The organism is Pedobacter boryungensis (assembly GCF_013204825.1).
In the GTDB taxonomy this organism is placed as follows: Bacteria; Bacteroidota; Bacteroidia; order Sphingobacteriales; family Sphingobacteriaceae; genus Pedobacter; species Pedobacter boryungensis.
This window is the reverse complement of the sequence record NZ_JABMKV010000001.1, coordinates 1158941-1177250: the sequence shown is the minus strand read 5'-3', so window position 1 is coordinate 1177250 and position 18310 is coordinate 1158941. Positions and strand designations below refer to the sequence as shown.

Annotated in this window: 18 protein-coding genes and 2 pseudogenes; 6 read left to right on the top strand and 14 right to left on the bottom strand. The window is 37.6% G+C overall.

Annotated features, from left to right (window positions below; translation table 11 throughout):
* Positions 1–60 precede the first annotated feature (60 nt).
* Entirely contained in the window at positions 61–1461 is a 1401-nt protein-coding gene (locus tag HQN85_RS05075; RefSeq protein ID WP_173269466.1) for an MBL fold metallo-hydrolase RNA specificity domain-containing protein, read from the bottom strand.
* Positions 1462–1669: 208 nt separating this feature from the next.
* On the bottom strand, positions 1670–2419 hold the full coding sequence (locus tag HQN85_RS05070) for an SRPBCC family protein (RefSeq protein WP_173269463.1): 750 nt from the start codon (positions 2417–2419) through the stop codon (positions 1670–1672).
* 145 nt (positions 2420–2564) lie between these two features.
* Between HQN85_RS05070 and HQN85_RS05065 the strand changes: the two genes are divergently transcribed.
* Complete coding sequence (locus HQN85_RS05065) at positions 2565–3326, top strand: DUF72 domain-containing protein (RefSeq protein WP_173269460.1); 762 nt, start codon at positions 2565–2567, stop codon at positions 3324–3326.
* Between the two features lie 80 nt (positions 3327–3406).
* Here the strand turns inward: HQN85_RS05065 and HQN85_RS05060 are convergent, their stop codons facing one another.
* From HQN85_RS05060 to HQN85_RS05050, 3 genes are all read right to left on the bottom strand, one after another.
* Positions 3407–3895 (bottom strand): DUF892 family protein, encoded by a 489-nt coding sequence (locus HQN85_RS05060; protein WP_173269457.1) that lies wholly within the window; start codon positions 3893–3895, stop codon positions 3407–3409.
* Between the two features lie 74 nt (positions 3896–3969).
* Positions 3970–4662, bottom strand: coding sequence for a PRC-barrel domain-containing protein (locus HQN85_RS05055; protein WP_173269454.1), 693 nt, complete (start codon positions 4660–4662; stop codon positions 3970–3972).
* 22 nt (positions 4663–4684) lie between these two features.
* Positions 4685–4906, bottom strand: a complete 222-nt coding sequence (locus HQN85_RS05050; RefSeq protein ID WP_173269451.1) for a hypothetical protein — start codon at positions 4904–4906, stop codon at positions 4685–4687.
* 186 nt (positions 4907–5092) lie between these two features.
* Here HQN85_RS05050 and HQN85_RS05045 point away from each other — a divergent pair, with 186 nt between their 5' ends.
* Positions 5093–5869 (top strand): Fpg/Nei family DNA glycosylase, encoded by a 777-nt coding sequence (locus HQN85_RS05045; RefSeq protein ID WP_173269449.1) that lies wholly within the window; start codon positions 5093–5095, stop codon positions 5867–5869.
* 13 nt (positions 5870–5882) lie between these two features.
* Here the strand turns inward: HQN85_RS05045 and HQN85_RS05040 are convergent, their stop codons facing one another.
* Positions 5883–6602 carry a LytR/AlgR family response regulator transcription factor gene (locus tag HQN85_RS05040; protein WP_173269446.1) on the bottom strand — a complete coding sequence of 240 codons (720 nt, stop codon included), beginning with the start codon at positions 6600–6602 and terminating at the stop codon, positions 5883–5885.
* Positions 6595–7638 carry a sensor histidine kinase gene (locus HQN85_RS05035; RefSeq protein WP_173269443.1) on the bottom strand — a complete coding sequence of 348 codons (1044 nt, stop codon included), beginning with the start codon at positions 7636–7638 and terminating at the stop codon, positions 6595–6597. Before HQN85_RS05035 ends, HQN85_RS05040 begins: the two co-directional genes overlap by 8 nt.
* A gap of 201 nt (positions 7639–7839) precedes the next feature.
* Between HQN85_RS05035 and HQN85_RS05030 the strand changes: the two genes are divergently transcribed.
* The gene (locus HQN85_RS05030) at positions 7840–9651 is read left to right on the top strand and encodes a S41 family peptidase (protein WP_173269440.1); all 1812 of its coding nucleotides are present in this window, start codon (positions 7840–7842) and stop codon (positions 9649–9651) included.
* Positions 9652–9707: 56 nt separating this feature from the next.
* Here HQN85_RS05030 and HQN85_RS05025 read toward each other — a convergent pair whose 3' ends face one another.
* Positions 9708–10085 (bottom strand): response regulator transcription factor, encoded by a 378-nt coding sequence (locus HQN85_RS05025; protein ID WP_216847223.1) that lies wholly within the window; start codon positions 10083–10085, stop codon positions 9708–9710.
* Positions 10086–10249: 164 nt separating this feature from the next.
* Here HQN85_RS05025 and HQN85_RS05020 point away from each other — a divergent pair, with 164 nt between their 5' ends.
* Entirely contained in the window at positions 10250–10708 is a 459-nt protein-coding gene (locus HQN85_RS05020; protein ID WP_173269435.1) for a PA2169 family four-helix-bundle protein, read from the top strand.
* 231 nt (positions 10709–10939) lie between these two features.
* Here the strand turns inward: HQN85_RS05020 and HQN85_RS05015 are convergent, their stop codons facing one another.
* The 3 genes from HQN85_RS05015 to HQN85_RS05005 all read right to left on the bottom strand — a co-directional run bounded on the left by HQN85_RS05015 (position 10940) and on the right by HQN85_RS05005 (position 13417).
* Entirely contained in the window at positions 10940–11299 is a 360-nt protein-coding gene (locus HQN85_RS05015; RefSeq protein ID WP_173269432.1) for a response regulator, read from the bottom strand.
* 10 nt (positions 11300–11309) lie between these two features.
* On the bottom strand, positions 11310–12842 hold the full coding sequence (locus tag HQN85_RS05010) for a PAS domain-containing sensor histidine kinase (RefSeq protein WP_246249611.1): 1533 nt from the start codon (positions 12840–12842) through the stop codon (positions 11310–11312).
* A gap of 89 nt (positions 12843–12931) precedes the next feature.
* The gene (locus HQN85_RS05005) at positions 12932–13417 is read right to left on the bottom strand and encodes a DUF1003 domain-containing protein (protein WP_173269429.1); all 486 of its coding nucleotides are present in this window, start codon (positions 13415–13417) and stop codon (positions 12932–12934) included.
* A 131-nt stretch (positions 13418–13548) separates the two neighbouring features.
* On the opposite strand from HQN85_RS05005, the gene HQN85_RS05000 reads away from it, so the two are divergent.
* Positions 13549–16074: an ATP-binding protein gene (locus HQN85_RS05000; RefSeq protein ID WP_173269426.1), complete on the top strand. Its 2526-nt coding sequence runs from the start codon at positions 13549–13551 to the stop codon at positions 16072–16074.
* Between the two features lie 24 nt (positions 16075–16098).
* Here the strand turns inward: HQN85_RS05000 and HQN85_RS04995 are convergent, their stop codons facing one another.
* Entirely contained in the window at positions 16099–16452 is a 354-nt protein-coding gene (locus tag HQN85_RS04995; RefSeq protein WP_173269423.1) for a response regulator transcription factor, read from the bottom strand.
* A gap of 275 nt (positions 16453–16727) precedes the next feature.
* Here HQN85_RS04995 and HQN85_RS04990 point away from each other — a divergent pair, with 275 nt between their 5' ends.
* The gene (locus HQN85_RS04990) at positions 16728–17291 is read left to right on the top strand and encodes a hypothetical protein (protein ID WP_173269420.1); all 564 of its coding nucleotides are present in this window, start codon (positions 16728–16730) and stop codon (positions 17289–17291) included.
* A gap of 35 nt (positions 17292–17326) precedes the next feature.
* Here the strand turns inward: HQN85_RS04990 and HQN85_RS15905 are convergent.
* Positions 17327–17932 (bottom strand): annotated as a pseudogene (locus HQN85_RS15905) (PAS domain S-box protein); the annotation flags it as partial.
* Positions 17933–17956: 24 nt separating this feature from the next.
* Positions 17957–18268: pseudogene (locus HQN85_RS15900) on the bottom strand (PAS domain-containing protein); the annotation flags it as partial.
* Positions 18269–18310 lie beyond the last annotated feature (42 nt).

The window sequence follows — 18310 nt, the reverse complement described above, 5'->3', positions numbered from 1 at the left end:
TTAACTGTTAGCATGTCACTTCTTCTTTTTTAACAATCATTACTGAGTTTGGTTTTTGGCTTAGTCAAGATCATATTCCTGATGATACTCTGGAATGGCAATGTGTTTGAAACCTTTTTCACGCAGCCGATCAGCAAACTTCTGCTGGGTAGCATACTCGCCATGTACCAAAAATACCTGCTTATTCTTTTCTGGGTCTTGGCATGACATGAAATGCAGTAAATCTTGGTAATCTCCATGTGCACTCATCGATTTGATAACTTTGACCTCTGCATTAACTTGGTAATACTGTCTAAAGATCTGCACATTCTTTTCTCCTGCCAACAATTTTCCTCCAAGAGAATTTGGATCACAGTAGCCCACCATGAGTATAGTGTTCTTTTGGTTTTCGATGTTATTTTTTATATGGTGACGAATTCTTCCACCCTCGGCCATACCAGATGAAGCGATAATAACGCATGGACGGGGATCTTCGGAAAGTTTCTTTGATTCGACAGGACTGTCTACAAAACGCAATCCTTTAAAATTGAACACATCATCATCTACCTTTAAGAGCTGCTTAACACCATTATTAAATACATCGGGGTGGTTGCGCAACACCTGTGTAGCCTGTGTGGCCAGTGGGCTATCCACATAATATGGAATGTCGGGTAATTTCCCCTTAAGTTCTAGGCTATTTAATGCAAAAAGCAGTTCTTGAGTTCTTCCAACGCTAAATGCTGGGATTAGTACCTTTCCTTTTTTAATGGTACAAGTCTCATTAATGATTTCCAATAGGAGATCCTCAATGGGCAATTGGTCTTTGTGTAGGGAATCACCGTAGGTTGATTCTAATATAACATAATCAGCTTGGTGAAAGGCTTGTGGACTTCTCAGTAATAGGTCAGAATATCTGCCAATGTCGCCACTGAAAGTAATAGAAGTTTGCTTTCCATTCTCAATGATTTTTAAATGTACTGCAGCACTACCTACCACATGTCCGGCATCAGTGAAAGATAACTTAACGCGATCATCAATGTCAATTTCCTCACCATAATCGACCACCTTAAATAAACCCATGGTTTTAATTACATCCTCTTGGGTAAAAAGTGGAACTTGTTCTGGCTCATCAATATTCTTGTTTTCATTGACAAAGTCGGCGTCCTGTTCATGGATATTTGCAGAATCAAGTAATAATATTCGTGCAAGGTCCATTGTGGCTGGAGTAGAATAAATGGTTCCCTCAAAACCTTCAGCTACCAATCTTGGAAGTAATCCGCAATGGTCAATATGTGCATGGGAAAGGATCATCATAGTGACTGATGAGGGTTTAAATCCGAAATAGCCATTGAGTAAATCGGTCTGTTCACCCATGCCCTGAAACATGCCGCAGTCTAAAAGTATCGTGGTGCCGTTGTCCAGTTTGATTAAATGTTTGCTACCGGTTACGACACGTGCTGCACCATGGAAAGCTATTTTCATAATTCTATATGATTGTTTTTTATTGGATTAGATTTATTGAGGTTAAAAGTAATTTAGACCCAGTTTCGCATTTTTTGTACGTTATTCGGCTACACTTTGCGATATCCATTTCACACGCTTGTTCCGGGCAAAATTGACCAATCATCATGTCACCTGTTAATTATTGCAGGTGGCATGGTGTAAAATTGCATGTGTTGGTTAGGATAACTTAGGATGCTGTTTCTGGTGCAGTTAAGCCAGCATAATTTAAGAAATCTGCTTGCTCAACATAATCTTTGAAACTTTGGATATCTTTCCTTATCATTTTTTCAAATAAACCATTAAATAGCGAAGTTATTGTGCGTCCTACACTGCCAGCAGGGGCAAAATAGTTAAGTTCTACATGGAGTTCAGTTCCGATAGCATTAAGAGTATCTGTGAAGGTAATTTTTCCAGCATGTTCAATCATCGAACCCTGTGTTGACTGCCAGCCGATATAACTTCCTTGTTCTTCATGGGTAATTTCTGCATTCCATGTAAGTGGAATAGGGTTGCCCGGGATCTGTGCTGCCCAGTGTGAGTGTGTTGCACTGTTTTCAATGACTTGTTTCAGGTGCGACATAAATTTAGGTAGGTTAGCTAATTCCCTCCAAAAGGCGTATACCTTTTCTCTGGGTGCGTTAACCGTTAAGGTTTCGGTAATCTGCAGGGCTTCTGGATCAGTGGTATCAATGTCAAGTGCTCTATATACCGGACAAACTCCTGTTGCTCCACGGTAAATTAGCAATCCACTTGCAGCTACTCCTTCAAGTGCGAGTACTGGATGAGTGGTGATGAGCTTGAATGATTTGTATAGTAAGTAAGTCCCTCCAAGAAAAGATAATGCACGTTCACCTGTATCAATGTTTGCAGTTCCTGTTGGTTTAATGTTAATGTCTTTGAGCTTATTTATAATGTTGTTTGAAAGAGTATTTTCCATAGTTTCTATTGTTGATATGAAAAGATAACAGTGGCAGAAAAGTTTTGTTTAAGAAAAAGCTTTTATAATTGGAATAACTTAGGTTTTAGCGTATCTGAATGAAATATCAGGAACAATTTTTACTAGTTATTGTTGTAGAATTAGAATGAATATACCATTTGAACACTACTATTCAGGAACTAGTGGGCTTTTGCTACCTGTACCAAATAAGCTTTATTATCCAGAAGAATTTCAGGATAAAAGTAGGTTATGTTATTATGCCTCGTTAATGGATACGATTGAGGTCAATTCTTCTTTTTATAAAATCCCACAGGGTCGGACGCTATCTAAATGGGCTAACGATGTACCTGAAGAATTTAGGTTTACCTTTAAGTTGTTTAAGGAAATTACGCATAATAAGGATTTGGCTTTTGATCCACAATTGGTGACCCATTTTTTCGATGTGATCAACCATGTTGGGGATAAAAAGGGTTGCTTGCTAGTCCAATTTCCTCCTAGTGTGCGGATTAGCCATTTTGCGCAACTGCATCTGTTAATGGGAATTCTTCGGCAAAATGACCCTGATCAGGATTGGAAAATCGCTCTAGAGTTTCGCCATCCCTCACTTTATATAGATGAGGTTTATGAAGTATTAGAAGAGTTTTCTTTAGGAATGGTGATCCATGATAAAGGTGCTGCCTCTTCGCCCTTAAGAGATGATCAAATGGATTTTATTTACCTACGCTTTCATGGTCCAAGTGGAAATTACCGTGGAAGCTATTCAGATGATGTGTTGTATGAATATGCAGGCTATGTAACCGAATGGCTCGAACAGGGAAAAAAGGTCTTTGTTTATTTTAACAATACGCTGGGGCAGGCTCATGAAAACTTAAATACCTTGCGTCAGCTGGTACGGGATACTTATTAGCAGCTGTAGCCAGAATTCTTATTTCTGAAATTTTTATTCGTAATTGTTAACTATATAGGATTTCGGCTCTTCTTTAACTGCTATGAGTTGTTTTCAGTGAGTATAGGTGCAACTATGTTCTGAACAATTTGTCGGAGCCAGGTATTGGTGTTTCGATTATCGGAGATGGTCTGCTCAATAAGCGCTGGTACGGTTTCCAAGTTGAGCGCTACCGCTATTGGATGGAGCAACTCATAAATGGCTAACTTCTGGTTTTGAATGTTTAACGCATTCTCGATAATCAATAAGTCTTGAGTAGGGTTTGCCTTTGATTTTAATTGTAACACGGGCAATTCATATTTTATTTCTAGTTGAGACGTTTTAGGTACCAGCTTTTTGATTAAGGATAAACGTTGCTGATGAGCAAGTATGTCAGTAGATTCTGGATGCAAACATTTAGCAAGCTCATCTGTATGAGCAACTTTAGTAAGCTTAGCGTATTTTTTTTCTGAAAACTTTTCTAGTTTTTCCGCTTGATCAATGCGCTGTGCGAAAAATTGATGAAGTGAGGAATTATTTGAGTTTGGCATTAATTTATTGGTGTTTGATGTTCATTGGAGTATATGTAAATGGGAGTGCTACAGGCACTCCCTTAACTATTTTTCTAAGCTTGATATTCAGGTCTCTCTGGGTCACCTTCTCCCTTGTGCTGATCTCCACCTTGGTTGTGCGAGGCACCAGGCTGTAGCCAAGGTTTAATTTGATGCTGTTCATTGTGGTGGGTATTTTCTCCAGTGTGCTCATCGGCTGCGTGTAAATTGTTAGCTTTTGACCTTTCGATCATCTCATGGATGGATTTTTGCTCGTTAGCCCTTTCAGGGTTTCCACCACGCTGGTAGAAACTACCAGTATCAAAATGTTGATGCGCATAAAACTGTTGTTGATCAAAATCTATCATTTTTTCCTCCATCCTTAATGCTGCAGGGCTGCCTATAACATTGCGGATATAAGCCTCTGTGTCTGGACCAATTTTGTCGGCTTCGTATGCTGGAAGTGCATTATACTGGTCTAGATGTATATTCGGTAACACAACTTCATCATCGCTGGTGTGTAAATGAGCAATACCGATCGGGATCATTACCCGTTTATCATCGATAGAAAGATCATTGTCATCGAGGTCAATAATTAAGTATCTTACTGATCTGGTTTCCGGATCGAAAAGTAGTTCTTCTACTTCTCCAATATAGGTACCTGTTTCGGATTTCACTTCCCAGCCGATAATGTTCGGTTCACCGTTTACGATCTGGAAGTCGGAGCTTGATAATTCTTTTAAGGATTGATAGGTATGTTGTGCCATGATTTTTAGTTGATGTGTTTGTTTAGGTAACGCTATTATTTGCAATTTTCAAAATTGACACATTCTGGTAAGGAGCACTTGTGTCAAAAATTGTTGTTGTGTCCTTTTGAGCACGCATTGCATCAGATTTTTCTGCATCGCATTTTCTCACGAGGGTTAGTCCAACAAGTATCAGTACGATGATGGTCAGGAGCCAAAACCACCAGGGACGTTTTGGTTTAGGTTCTACTTCTAGGTGGGCCATAGCTTTTTGTTTTTAATTAGTTGCGCTGCCTTTTGCAGTTGAATAGGTTAACATTATGGATTTAAAATTGTTTTTGGCAGTCGAACGGAAGTTGCAAAACAATTTTTTGATGACGAATGTTACGAAGTTGAACGCAGTCTGTTAAAATGCTGCAATAGGTAAACATTTACAACAAAATTTAATGTTATGGCAGAATTACCAGATCTTACTGTATTTGCACAAATATTATCACGCAGATTTAAGGGTAAAACTTTAAAAGAAATTGAAGTTAAGGTAGCTAAGAAATTTAAGCCTTCGTCAAGTGAAGTGAAATCTGCCCTCGAAGGAAAAAAACTTTCTACTGTCAGTAGGGAAGGAAAGACTTTGCAATTCCATTTTGCTGGAGAACATGTTTTAGGACTTCATCTGATGCTTCGAGGAGAACTAAAAGCCTTAGAAAAAAATGCTACGCTTCCAAAGCACACTGTTTTTGCGTTTCACTTTTCTGGTGGTGAAGGATTTGCTGTTGTAGATATTTTAAAGCAAGCTACACCAACGCTCAACCCCGAAACACAAAAGTCTCCAGATGCCTTGGAGATGGGGGCAAGTTACTTTACTGACCTACTTGCCAAGAAAAAGAAAATGGTTAAGGAAGTATTGATGGATCAGAAGCTGATGCGTGGCATAGGTAATTCTTATGCCGATGAGATCTTATGGGATGCAGGAATTTCTCCTTTTTCTATTGCCAACACCATTCCAGATAAAGAAGTGAAAACTCTCTTTAGGAGTTTAAAGGGTGTACTTGAAAAAGCCATTTCTGATATCGCTGCGGAGAATGAGGACGAATTGGTGGGTGAACTTAGAGATTTTATGAAGGTACACGGATCTAAGATTGAGAAATCTCCAACTGGAGGGAAGGTTAAATCTGAGAAGATAGGTGGTCGTACTGCTTATTATACAGATGAACAAAAGCTTTATTCATAGTTAGCTATTTATGTTAACCATTTGCTATTGCCTGATAAAAAGACTCACGATAAACTTCACCTATTGCTATCTTTTTATCGCCAATGCTTACCATATTCCGTTCCACACTGTTAATCTTATTAATGGCTACGATAAAAGATTTATGGATTCGAATAAATTGAGCTGTAGGTAGCTGATCTTCTGTTTTTTTCATGGTTTGAAGACTCGTAATTTTTCCTGTAGCCGTATAAATCATCACATAATTTTGTAAACCCTCAACATATAGAATATCCGTTATGTTAATTCTAACCAGTTTGTATTCTGTTTTTACAAAGATATGGGTGAGCTCTTTCTCCTTTGTAAGCGATTTAGTGCTTGTTTTAACTAGTTCTGCTCGACCGTTTAAAATCAATTGTGTTTTTTCTACCGCTTTATAAAACCGCTCAAATGACACTGGCTTTAAAAGGTAATCAACAGCATCATTATCGAAACCTTCCAGTGCAAACTCAGCATAGGCAGTAGTTAAAACTACTAAACACTTATTTTTAACGATTTTCATAAATTGTAGACCTGTAAGTTCAGGCATTTGTATGTCCAAGAAAACCAGATCCACCTCACCTTCAAGTACCTTGTTTAAGGCTTCTAGCGGGTTAGTGGTACAAAAACTTAATGTTAGCGACGGAACTTTAGCGATGTAATGCTTTAAAACATCAATGGCTAGGGGCTTGTCATCTACAACGATGCATCTAATCATATAGGTCAATTTTTAAATCAACGATAAAAGTATCGCTTTGCTGGTCAATTAAAAGTTCATGTCTATTTGGATAGATTAATGACAAACGTCTTTTCACATTGACATGGCCAATTCCACCAGTTTTGTCTTTTTTAGCCATATTGATCTTATTGCGAAGATGCAAATGAAAATTATGTCTGTCAACAGTAATTAAAATTTCTATTGGTTCTTCACTATTTTTAAAAACACCGTGTTTGAAGGCATTCTCAATAAAATTAATAAGAATCAATGGCGCAATCTTTTGTTGACCAATTTCGCCTACTAGCTTAAAATTAATATGCGATTGTCCTTTTTGTCCAATCTTTTGTAAATCAATCACGTTATTCAGGTAATCTATCTCATTGATTAGAGGTACGTAAGGATCATCACTCTCTCTTAACATATAGCGAAGCAGTTCTGAAAGCTTAAGCAGTGCTTCTGGAGCCTCCTCAGATTGTTGTTGGGTGAGGGAATAAATATCATTAATGGTGTTGAACAGATAATGTGGGTTTACCTGCGATTTTAAAAAGGCAAGTTCTGTTTTAAGCTGCTCCTTTTCAACAACCTCTTTCTCAGCACGGATGCTGCGCCAGTCCATGAGATAGCTGAGCAATAAACCTAAAAATATATTCAAAAAATTTGCCGCTAAGGTAACAAAGAATGCGAAAAGGAAATCGAGGTCCATGCTATAGCTTTTCCAGCCAATTAATGGATATACAATTTGTTCCATCAAGTAATAGAGCGGGCTGAATACAAGTATACATCCTAACAAGGAACCTATATATTTAATAATGCTTCCCTCTTTTAGCACATATGGAACCAACAACAGGTAATTTACATAAAAAAATAAGGCAGAACAGGCAGTTTGTAATACTTTAACAGGCAATACAATGGAGAGGAATAAGCGCCAATCGAATTGTGTACCCATAACCCCGGTACCCAGAGCAACGAGTAAAATTTGCGTCAGCACCAATAACCAATAGCCAATATGTAGGTGAATAATTAGTCGTTTCTTCATGGTTTAAAAGTAAGTTAAATTAAGAATGTCAAGAAAAATAATCCACTAAGTGGTCAATTTTATTGACAAGACTGGTTAATACATACACAAAGATTGATTGCTACATAATTCATTCTTGTCAAGGGAAGTGTGGCGTTCGTCAATCGTTTTTCCTTTAGCAATTTTAGATACAGACATTTGAGGAGTTAAACAAAAATATATATGAAAACAATTAAATATAACTTCCTATTGCTGTTAGCTATCCTATTGTTAAATACAACTAATGTACAGGCACAGCAGCTCAACGTTAAAATTCAAAATGAGAACATCCAACGGTTTATCCAGATATGGGGATTGGTTAAATACAAATCACGAAAAAGTATTGCTGGAAAATTTGATGCCGACAAAGTGTTTCTGTCACTCATCGATTCCGTAAAAGATGCTAATGAGAATCAATTCAATCAATTGATGTCATCACTGATAGGCACTGTAGATGTTTCTTTAGATGCAGTAGCAAATGGTTACGATCGCAAAAAATTGAACAACTACCAGCATCTGCTTAAAAATGTTGATTATAACTGGATAAAAAACAAATACTTTTCGAGCACATTGAGAGAACAGTTAGTAGCACTATCCAATCAAGTTAATCTGAGCGCTAAGCATCAATATATCCCATCTGTTTGGTATGAAGGAGATTTGCCAAATGAAGGTTCTTATGCTAATTATGCTTTTAACGAAGAAAAAATGAATTTGTTGACCTTAGCTAAAACCTGGAATGCTGTTGAATACCTATTTCCTTATAAATATATGATGGATAGGGATTGGAAAGCGATTTTAATAGAAATGGTACCGGTTTTTAGAAAGATCAATGATAGGTTAGGCTATGAAAAAAGTATATTAATGTTGGCTGTTGCAATTAATGATACACATGGGGGAGAATTGATGGAGACTGGAAATTTGAAAATGACCAGTACTATTTTTAATGTTAGATATTATCCGCCATTTGATTATAAAGCGGAGCTAAAAGGTATCATCATTAAGAAATTCTTAAACGACTCCTTGAAAAATAGTAGTGAGTTGAAGGCAGGAGATGAGATTGTTGCCATTAATGGAATAAAAATAGAACGTTGGCTTAAAGAAAGAGGAGCCTTGCTTCCTGCATCTAATGACGCAGTTATGTATAGAGAATTGAGTACATCTAATAATAACCGAGGAGATACTTTTGCCTTTAGCAATTTACCAAGTGGAACTTTAAGCGTAAAAGTTAAAAGAGATAAAGCTTATTTAAACTTAACATTAGTAATGTTGGACCGTTCTCAAAAAGAAAATGTGAAACTGATAGAAAATGATATTGTACAGAAAAGAATAAAAGAAAAAAGTATCAAAGGCAAAGAAAATATAGGTGAGGATATAACCTTGTTTAGAGCGGGCGATTTGTTTGATAAAGATCTACCTCGAGAAAAAGATCTTATTATTTTATCAGCCGAATTAAAAAGTAAAAAGGCCATCATTGTCGATATGAGAAAGTATCCACAGTCACCAGGTTTTTTTAGTTATTATTTGCCTTTGCTTTTGGGTAAATCTCCATTTGTATTTGCCCGTTATTATGCAGTAGACTTAAAAGATCCAGGAGCTTTTCTACTTAGAGAAGGAATTGAAAATTATATGCATGTAGCCAAAGATGGCTCAAAACCTATAGGAGAGTTATATAAGGGTGAAATAGTGATTTTAACAGATGAAAATACCCAAAGCATGGGCGAGTGGTTTGCTATGATGTTGCGCCAGTTAAATGGCAATACTACGGTTATCGGTAGTCAAACGGCAGGTGCCGATGGTGATGTAAAAAGATTGACCTTACCAGGTGAGTATCGTTTTAGCTTTACTGGTAACGGTATTTTTTATCCAGATGGAAAGGAAACTCAGCGAATTGGTATTAAACCTGATATTTATTTTAAAGCATCTGCCAAAGAGTTAAGTGGGGAGGAAGATGCACACCTACAACGAGCGGTGAAATTTATTAGAGAAGGAAAATGATTTCTTTCGATAAATTCTCTAGTAATCACTGGTTGCTCAACTCTACCAACATTTTTTTATAACCTAACGGTCATGCTGGCAAGCTTTCTCGTTTTTTCCTTGAACGTGTCTATATCAAAAGGCTTTTCCAGGTGATCATCGGCGCTGCTCTCGATTTTTATGGAGAGCAGGTCGTCCGTTGCAGACATAATTAAAATAGGAATGTCTTTTGTCTGTTTATGCGATTTGAGTTCCTTACAGATGTCAGCACCGTTTCCATCTGGCAAACAAACATCCAATAACATCATATCCGGAAGATCATGCTGTCCAAGGGCGGCATGGAATGTGGTAGCATTAGGGTAGGCGCTAACTTGGAAGCCATCCTGGCTTAAAAGGTAGGTGAAGAGTTCACGAAGAACAGCCTCATCCTCAAGTACGTATATGCTTTTTTTCATCATTGTAGGCTAGGTTCTCTATTTCCAACAGTGATTTAGTTCTTTTGTTTGTTGTATTATTTACAATCCCACAACCTATTGGGTTAAGCTTGTAGTGTCATATTTACAGGCCTTGCAAACTTTTTGGACAAGAGAGGGTTTAATCTGTAAAAAATCTAAAAGACATGGAAAACAATCAAGAAATTATCTCCGACCTAAAGGGTCTGATCTCTATCATCAATGATGGTAAAGAAGGTTATATGTCGGCGGCAGATTCGACCGATAATGTAGAACTTAAGGCTGTGTTTGCAAAGTATGTAGCCGAAAGAAAGTTATACGAGACTGAGCTAAAAGCGCATTTAGCTAAACATGGCGCAGCCTCAGAAAATGATGAAGGTGGTATATTAGGTGCTATTCACAGAACTTGGATAGATATTAAAGAGGCTTTAACCGATAAAAGTGAAACTGCTTTGTTGGGTGCCGTAATTACAGGGGAAAAAGCCGCACTGGAAAAATACGACATGACCATTAAAGACAATGAGCTACATTCAGATCATTTAAATTTGTTGACCTCGCAACGCAATGGAATCGCAGAAGCGTTAAAAGAGATTGAAGTTTTAGAACAAAAATACAAGGACTTGTAGTTCTCTATTCACTAAATAATTACGGAATTCTCCGCAACTTTATGCAAAATACTAAGATTATAAGAACGGGAAAGGTTTAAGCCTTTCTCGTTCTTATGTTAATATGCTCAGTACTTTGTACTTATTTTCAATTTAGTAATAAATTGTCCTTAGTAATAACAGAACACTATCTAACCTAAATTTCATCTTTGCATTTGTAATGCAAATCAAATCTTAATTCGAACGACATTATTATCTTTCTAGTAATCTAGATACAGAGTTTAATAATACGTCAATGTCAAATGGTTTAGCTAAGAATTCGTCAGCACCTGCCGCATTTGCGATAGCCTTCCCATCAGTACTTGCAGAATACATTAATACAGGCATTGGCATACCATCTGCTTTCATCGCTCTTAAAACTTGATCACCAGAGATTACAGGCATCCAGATGTCTAGCAAAACAAGACCAGGTGCTTCTGCTTTAATCTTTTTGAGTGCATTCACACTTTTGTCTTCTAGCACTACCTCATAACCCTCCTCCTCTAAAATTAACTCCAACATTTCTAAAATGCCTGGATCGTCATCGCAGACTAATATTTTTTTATTATTCATATTTATCTGCTTAATTGTTTATTGGTAAGGTAAAATTGAATACCGAACCCCTTCCTTTTTCACTCTCTACCCATATTGTTCCACCGTGGTTAGAAATGATCTGTTGGCAGATATAAAGACCGATGCCCATTCCTGGATAATCTCGTTGAACTTCACCAACTCGGTAAAAACGGTCGAAGACTTTTGCTTGGTCGTCAGTTGCAATACCCATTCCCTGATCAGATACTGATACTCTAAGAAAATCGCTAATCTTACTGATCTGTACACCAACCGTGCTTTTTGCGGGTGAATACTTGATAGCATTACTCAAAAGATTATTCAAAACTTGGATCAGGTGTGATTCATCACCATTATAGAAAATTTCTGTTTTTCCAGAAAGTTCTATGGTTCTGTCTGGACTTGCGCCCCTCATGCCTTCTATAGTTTCAACTACCATACGATCAAAGTCGAAAGGTTCTCGGTGCAATTCGATGTTACCTGTCTGGATGCGTGAAACGTCTAAGAGTTCAGATAACAATTGGTTAAGTCGTTGTACATACCGACCAGTCTTTTCAACAACGTTTTTAAATTTATCAGTTGCATTTTCTGGCATCAACCTTTCCATCATTTGCATATAGCCCACTATTGTGGTTAAAGGAGTTTTAAGTTCGTGGCTGGCTATTGAAAGAAAATCGTCCTTACGCTGTTGAATAGCACGGCGTTCAGTGATATCTTCAATGGCCAGTAGGATCCAGTCTTTGTATTGTCCTTCAAGCTCGATACGATGAGCATTAAGTAGCATCAGTTTTTTACCAATGTGGGGAAATTCGTGTTCCACCTCATAGTCTAGCACTGGATTGTTAGTAGGAAGAATTTCTTCCATCATTTTTCTAAGTTCTGGAATATCCCATTGTCCGTTTCCAAGCTCAAAAAGTAATTTACCTTTAGTTTCATTCAACGAGACCTTAAACGTATGTAGAAAATGATTGTTAGCGCTAAGGATTTTATATTCTTTATCCATCACTACCAGACTTTCACGAATGGTTTCTACAATACTTGTCAAATATTCTTGACTTTCTTTGTAAAGTTGGGTACGTTGTTCAATGGTTTTCTCCATTTCACTGTTAGCCATTTCCAACTCTAACTGAGATTTTTTACGTGAGCTTACATCATTTTGCACACCAATAAAGTGGGTAACTTTCCCGCTTTCATCCTTAACAGGAGAGATATACAATTCGTTCCAAAACAGTTTTCCGGTCTTGGTGTAATTTCTTATCTCTACATTGCATGGTTCACCATTAGCTATCGCATTAGCAATAGTTTGGCGCTGTTGCTGGGTACGGTCTTTTCCTTGCAAAAATCTGCAATTATGACCAATAATCTCGTTGCGTGAGTATCCAGATATTTTTTCAAACGCCGGATTGCAGTAAATAATTGGATTGTCTGGCAACCCATTATCGGTAATCACAATGCCCGTATTAGTAGCATCCATTACTTTTGAGAGCAGTTCCAGGTCCAACTTGGCACCTGTCGCCTTTTTTGTGTTATAAGTTATTTCGTCCAAATCAAAAAATTATTTTACATAAACGTTTCCTGGTAGCGAAAAGTTTTTTATCTGGAAAAATTTATATGATTTTAAAGCAATGTCGATAATTAACCTTTTCCTTCGGCTCTTTTTTGTTGATCATGTATTTTTTTGGTATCTAATTCTTTCATCATCTTTTTAAGCTCAGGATCATTGTTTACAATGCCAAGCTTTTCTTGTATCGCCTGGAGCATGCCCAGCACCTTGGTAACTTCCTTTTCTGCTCGCAAATTAACTTCAAACTCTACTTGCTCTGCAATTTTTTCTAGCCTTGCTTGACGTTTCTGGCTAATGAGTACTGCTGTTGAAAGGAAGATGGCGAAAGCCGAAAGAAAAAGTTCCAATTTAGAATAAGGATCTGGGTCTATAGGTTTAATTCCCTTAATCATACCACTATTATAAATGATCCAACCTGCTGTGGCAATTAGGAAACTTATCAAAAAGGCGATGCTGCCAAAAATATTGGTAATGTAATGAGCTATTCTGTCTTTTGAATGATGGCTACTATGATTAGTACCTGCTTTTGTAGGATTATTATTTTTTTGCTTTGGCATTACATGAACTTTGGATTTGTTTTAAAACAGTTGGACTGAATTTTTGTTTTATTTCCAATAGTTGTGGGCTTGTTCGGATATGGCATTTTTAGCTACTTGTTTTGCCGTACATTTATGTACATTTTAATCTTATGATCGAGAATACCTTTGGAAAGAATATCATTCCTGAAAATGATACCGAGCGGATTGCAGCACTTGAACAATACCGAATAATGGATTCTCCACCAGAGGACTGCTTTGATAATCTGGCCCAGCTAGCTAGGGAATTTTTTGACGTACCCATTGCTTTAGTTTCCTTAGTAGATGCTGAACGTGTGTATTTCAAGAGCAATGTTGGCATGGGTAGTACAAAGGAGAGTAATCGTGGCAAAAGCCTTTGCGCACTTGCTGTCTTAGATCGTGAAGTGACCGTTTATGAAGATGCCTTAAAAGAACCATGTCTGATAGCTAACCCTAATGTAGCAGGAGATTTCGGCCTAAGGTTTTATGCAGGGGCACCTTTAATTTCTCCAGCTGGTTTTGTGATAGGGACTTTATGCATTATTGATAAGGTGGCTAGAGCATTTTCTAAAAAGGATAGGCAATTGTTGGCCAAACTTGCTAAGGCGGTTATGGACCAGATCGAGTTAAGAGCTGCTGCCTTATCAGATCGTTCGACCCATGAAGATGAAAAGGTTACTCATGTGGCATTCTCGGAAGAGTTGCAGGCAATGAACGAGGAAATGTCAGCAACAAATGAAGAACTAGCTAATTCTAGGGATCACTTGGTCCAAGCAAATGCCAATTTAGAGCAAATTTTAAACATGCTGCCCGCTTCTGTAGTGGTAATTAGGGGTTATGATTTAGTGGTCGAAATGATCAATACAAGTAACCTAACCTATTGGAAAAAGACTAAAGAGGAAGTATTAGGGAAACCATTTTTAGAAATCTTGCCCGATCTGGCCGATCAACCCTTTGCTGGTCAATTAAGACGAGTAATGGATACTGGAGAGATCATTGATGTGAAAGAAAGCCCAGTTTTATTTGATGCAGGTGATGGAAACATACGTGAAACCTACGTAGATTATACTTATCAGCCACTGTCAGATTTAGCAGGCAATAGGAACGGAGTGCTCGTAATGTCTTTTGAAATTACTGAACGGGTGATTTCTAGGCGCTTGTTGGAAAAATCGGCCAAAGAGCTTGCTAATGCTAACATGAGATTACTTGCCAGCAATGACAAACTTTTTAAAAGCGAATCGAGGTTCAAGTTCCTAATAGAAGAGGCTCCGGTTGCCATTGGGGTATTGCATGGTAAGGAATTATTCGTGGAAACAGCAAATACCAAGTTGTTAGAAGTATGGGGCAAGAGCAGTGGGGTAGTAGGTCTTCCCTTAGCTGAAGCTTTACCCGAAATTGCAGGACAACCTTTTTTATCAATCCTAGACGATGTGTTTCGTACGGGTCAGGCATTTTATGCTAATGAAATTAGGGCGCTTTTAGAACATCAGGGCGAACTACGTGAGTTGTTCTTTAACCTAGTATATCAGCCCGTTCGTGATTCTGCAGGTGCTGTAGCAGATATATTGGTCGTAGCCGTTGATGTGAGCCAACAGGTACAGTCAAGAAGACTAGTTGAGCAGGCAGAACTAACTACTAGACTTGCGGTGGAAGGGGCAAACGTTGGTACTTGGCGTATTGATGCAAAAACAATGGATATTGTTGCATCACCTAGGTTAAAGCAACTATTTGGATTTGCTGCAGATGCAGAGGTTTCGGTGGGGCAGCTGGTAGAGCAGATTGATCCAAGTTCGCGAGCCGATGCCGTGGCACAGATGGAAAAGGTAATTTCCCAAGGAGGAAGCTATGATATTACTTATCTTATTGGACGTGATGGAGAGAAAAAACGCTGGCTTAGAGCCTTAGGTAAGTTAACTGGAGAGCCTGGCGACGATGCCACCCTTTTTTCGGGTGTGGTAATGGATATTACGGATATCAAAGAAGATGAGATCAGAAAAAATGATTTTATTGCAATGGTGAGCCATGAACTTAAAACACCATTAACCTCGCTTACTGGTTATTTGCAATATATGCAGCGTAAGGTTTCAAAAGGGGATGTGCTTTCAGTTTCGATGTTCAATCAGCCACTTAGGCAGGCAAAGCAGATGGCAGAGATGATCAATGGATTTTTAAACGTATCAAGGCTTGATTCGGGAAAGATACATATCGAAAAATCAGTTTTCGATCTTTCAGAATTAATTGCTGAAGGTCAAGCAGAACATTTTTCCGTTTATGGAACAGATCAGATACTTTTTGAAGGAACCGATAAACTTCTAATTAATGGTGACCGGGCTAAGATTGGCCAGGTGCTGAATAACCTGGTGAGCAATGCGGTGAAATATTCTCCAGTTGGTGCATCAGTTCAAATTACCTGTAGTCGTTCAGATGGTTTTGCAAGAGTTTCAATAACAGATCAGGGTATAGGAATAAGAGCACAAGATTTGGAAAAATTGTTTGAGCGTTTCTATAGAGTAGAAAACAACAATAATATATCTGGATTTGGGATTGGACTATATTTGTGTTCAGAAATTATTGAACGCCACGGCGGGAGGATTTGGGCAGAAAGTGAGTTGGGTAAAGGCTCTGTATTTACATTTGAGCTTCCACTTGAATCATAAATCTGTTTTAAGTTTAATAGTGCCTTATGCAAGTTGTTGTACTTTATCAATAAAATAATTGATGTCAAAAGGCTTTGCTATGAAAGCCTCTGCAGGACAGTCATGTATATGATTAAAATCGCGGTGTGCTGACATCATGATAATTGGAATATTTGAAGTTTGGGGATCTGCCTTAACCTCTGCACAAATCTGCATGCCATCCCCATCAGGTAACTTAACATCCATTACAATAATGTCTGGTGTTTCTTTGTCAAGACTTTCTTTAAAGGTTCTGGCCGTGGGGTAGGCCTTTACTTCAAACTCTTCTTCTTCTAGTAATAAGGTAAATAGTTCGCGAAGCGACTGGTCATCTTCAAGTACAAATACGCATTTTTTCATAACTGATTAAGTTGTTCTTAGTTACAAACTAACTATGGTAGTAGTTGGTTTGAAATTTTTACCGCTTTCGTATTCCAGAATTGTTTATAAGATTGATTTTTATCATGCAGATTAACTCCATTTGTCTTTTTACAATATTTACATTTTAATTTACAATTCTGATTCACCCGACTGAAGTACATTGAAGTAATTTTATTGCACCAACTCAAAAGGGTTTAAATAAACAAATGTGATATTGATCTAATTGATCAGGAGACTTTAACTAATAAAAAAAAATGAAAAAGATCATTTATTGGCTAATCATAATACTGGTTGTGGTAAGCGGACTACTATTTGCCAATGGTAAAATTAAAAACGAAGTTTCTAAAAAGGCATCTTCAAAGCCTTTAACTGCTGCTGAAAGAGCATCTGAAATGAAAAGATGGGAAGCTAGCCCTGATGGTGTTAAATATAAAAAATGGGAAATGTCTCCCCAAGGGAAAAAAGTGTTTGCTGGTGTTGCTAAAATAAGAAGACAAGTAAAGGATTATACCAATATGCAAGCAATTGTAACCTCACTTTCTCTTCCGCCCGGTTCAAAATTAGGTTTTGGGATGATGGTCAAGATTAATGGAGACGATTATATTCTTAGTTTTGGACCAGAAAATTCTGACAGAAATTTAAAGCTTAACAATCAATTTAAGCAACTGCATAACTTGAAAGTTAACGACAAAATAATTTTAAAAAGCCATGGCGTATCGGTAGCACCTAAATATGCATACCCAATTGTATCTGGCGATTTTGTAGCACAAGATGGTAAAATAATTTATAAACATATCCCTCGAAAAGGAGGTTGCTAATTGAAAACTAAATAGATACATCTACTAGACAAGTTCTACATCGATTTATCTTCTTCATCTAAATCGATGGTTCCTGTTGCTTTAGTGATAGAACGAATTACCTGATCAAGTTCATTGGCCGAAGCCACAAGATAATCGTAAATGGTTTGCTGTTCGGCAGATGCTTCAGTAATTTGGCTCAATAAGGGGATGAGGCCCATAATTCGAGACAGAGGTGCTCTAATCACATGAGATTGCATCCAAGAAATGTCTAATAGTTTTTTATTCTGGGCTTCAATGGCTTTAACATAGCGAACTCGCTCTGTTACATCATTTGCAAGTACAACTCTAGCTTTTACACCTTTATAAACAATTTGGTTGCTTTGAATATCTACCTGAATAATTTCACCGTTTTTTTTGCGATGGCGAAATGTGCCATGAGTTTTTACTTTATGCTCTTTTTGTTGCTCTAAAAGTACATTTTGTATTAAGGGAATATCGTTAACTGGTCTAATGTCTAAAATGGTCATGGCTAAAAAATCTTCCCTACTATATCCATAATGTGTTATTGCAGCAGCATTTACATCTAAATATTTCAAGGTTTCTATCTCATAAACAAACATGGGCAATGGACTTAGCTGAAAGAGATCACTATAACGTTTTTCTGATTCAGCTAGTGCTTGCGATGATTTTTTACTTTCGGTAATATCTCTGAAGAATACAGATAATCCATTCTGTGAGGGGTATGCATTAATACCAAACCAAGTATTCATGGCCGGATAGTAATCTTCAAAATGTTGGGCATTACCTGTGCGCATTGCCCGTTGGTAATATTTATAGAAATCTAATTCAACTACATCACTATAAATATCCCATAAACAACGACCCAGTACCATTTCTCTCGAATTACCCATTGTTTTTTCAGCCGTGGCATTCCAATAGGTAACTATCCAGTTATGATCTACTGCAAAAAAACCATCACCAATACTGTCTAGAATATTATTACGTTCGGCAAGAGTAGCTATGGCAGCTAATTCCGC

What these genes read in the sequence shown, in the direction of transcription:
- HQN85_RS04995 (WP_173269423.1), bottom strand. Translation starts at nt 16,452, where the DNA reads ATGAAAAAATGCGTATTTGTACTTGAAGATGACCAGTCGCTTCGCGAA.
- HQN85_RS05070 (WP_173269463.1), bottom strand. Translation starts at nt 2,419, where the DNA reads ATGGAAAATACTCTTTCAAACAACATTATAAATAAGCTCAAAGACATT.
- HQN85_RS05000 (WP_173269426.1), top strand. Translation starts at nt 13,549, where the DNA reads ATGATCGAGAATACCTTTGGAAAGAATATCATTCCTGAAAATGATACC.
- HQN85_RS05025 (WP_216847223.1), bottom strand. Translation starts at nt 10,085, where the DNA reads ATGAAAAAAAGCATATACGTACTTGAGGATGAGGCTGTTCTTCGTGAA.
- HQN85_RS05035 (WP_173269443.1), bottom strand. Translation starts at nt 7,638, where the DNA reads ATGAAGAAACGACTAATTATTCACCTACATATTGGCTATTGGTTATTG.
- HQN85_RS05005 (WP_173269429.1), bottom strand. Translation starts at nt 13,417, where the DNA reads ATGCCAAAGCAAAAAAATAATAATCCTACAAAAGCAGGTACTAATCAT.
- HQN85_RS05050 (WP_173269451.1), bottom strand. Translation starts at nt 4,906, where the DNA reads ATGGCCCACCTAGAAGTAGAACCTAAACCAAAACGTCCCTGGTGGTTT.
- HQN85_RS05020 (WP_173269435.1), top strand. Translation starts at nt 10,250, where the DNA reads ATGGAAAACAATCAAGAAATTATCTCCGACCTAAAGGGTCTGATCTCT.
- HQN85_RS04990 (WP_173269420.1), top strand. Translation starts at nt 16,728, where the DNA reads ATGAAAAAGATCATTTATTGGCTAATCATAATACTGGTTGTGGTAAGC.
- HQN85_RS05065 (WP_173269460.1), top strand. Translation starts at nt 2,565, where the DNA reads ATGAATATACCATTTGAACACTACTATTCAGGAACTAGTGGGCTTTTG.
- HQN85_RS05055 (WP_173269454.1), bottom strand. Translation starts at nt 4,662, where the DNA reads ATGGCACAACATACCTATCAATCCTTAAAAGAATTATCAAGCTCCGAC.
- HQN85_RS05045 (WP_173269449.1), top strand. Translation starts at nt 5,093, where the DNA reads ATGGCAGAATTACCAGATCTTACTGTATTTGCACAAATATTATCACGC.
- HQN85_RS05060 (WP_173269457.1), bottom strand. Translation starts at nt 3,895, where the DNA reads ATGCCAAACTCAAATAATTCCTCACTTCATCAATTTTTCGCACAGCGC.
- HQN85_RS05030 (WP_173269440.1), top strand. Translation starts at nt 7,840, where the DNA reads ATGAAAACAATTAAATATAACTTCCTATTGCTGTTAGCTATCCTATTG.
- HQN85_RS05075 (WP_173269466.1), bottom strand. Translation starts at nt 1,461, where the DNA reads ATGAAAATAGCTTTCCATGGTGCAGCACGTGTCGTAACCGGTAGCAAA.
- HQN85_RS05015 (WP_173269432.1), bottom strand. Translation starts at nt 11,299, where the DNA reads ATGAATAATAAAAAAATATTAGTCTGCGATGACGATCCAGGCATTTTA.
- HQN85_RS05040 (WP_173269446.1), bottom strand. Translation starts at nt 6,602, where the DNA reads ATGATTAGATGCATCGTTGTAGATGACAAGCCCCTAGCCATTGATGTT.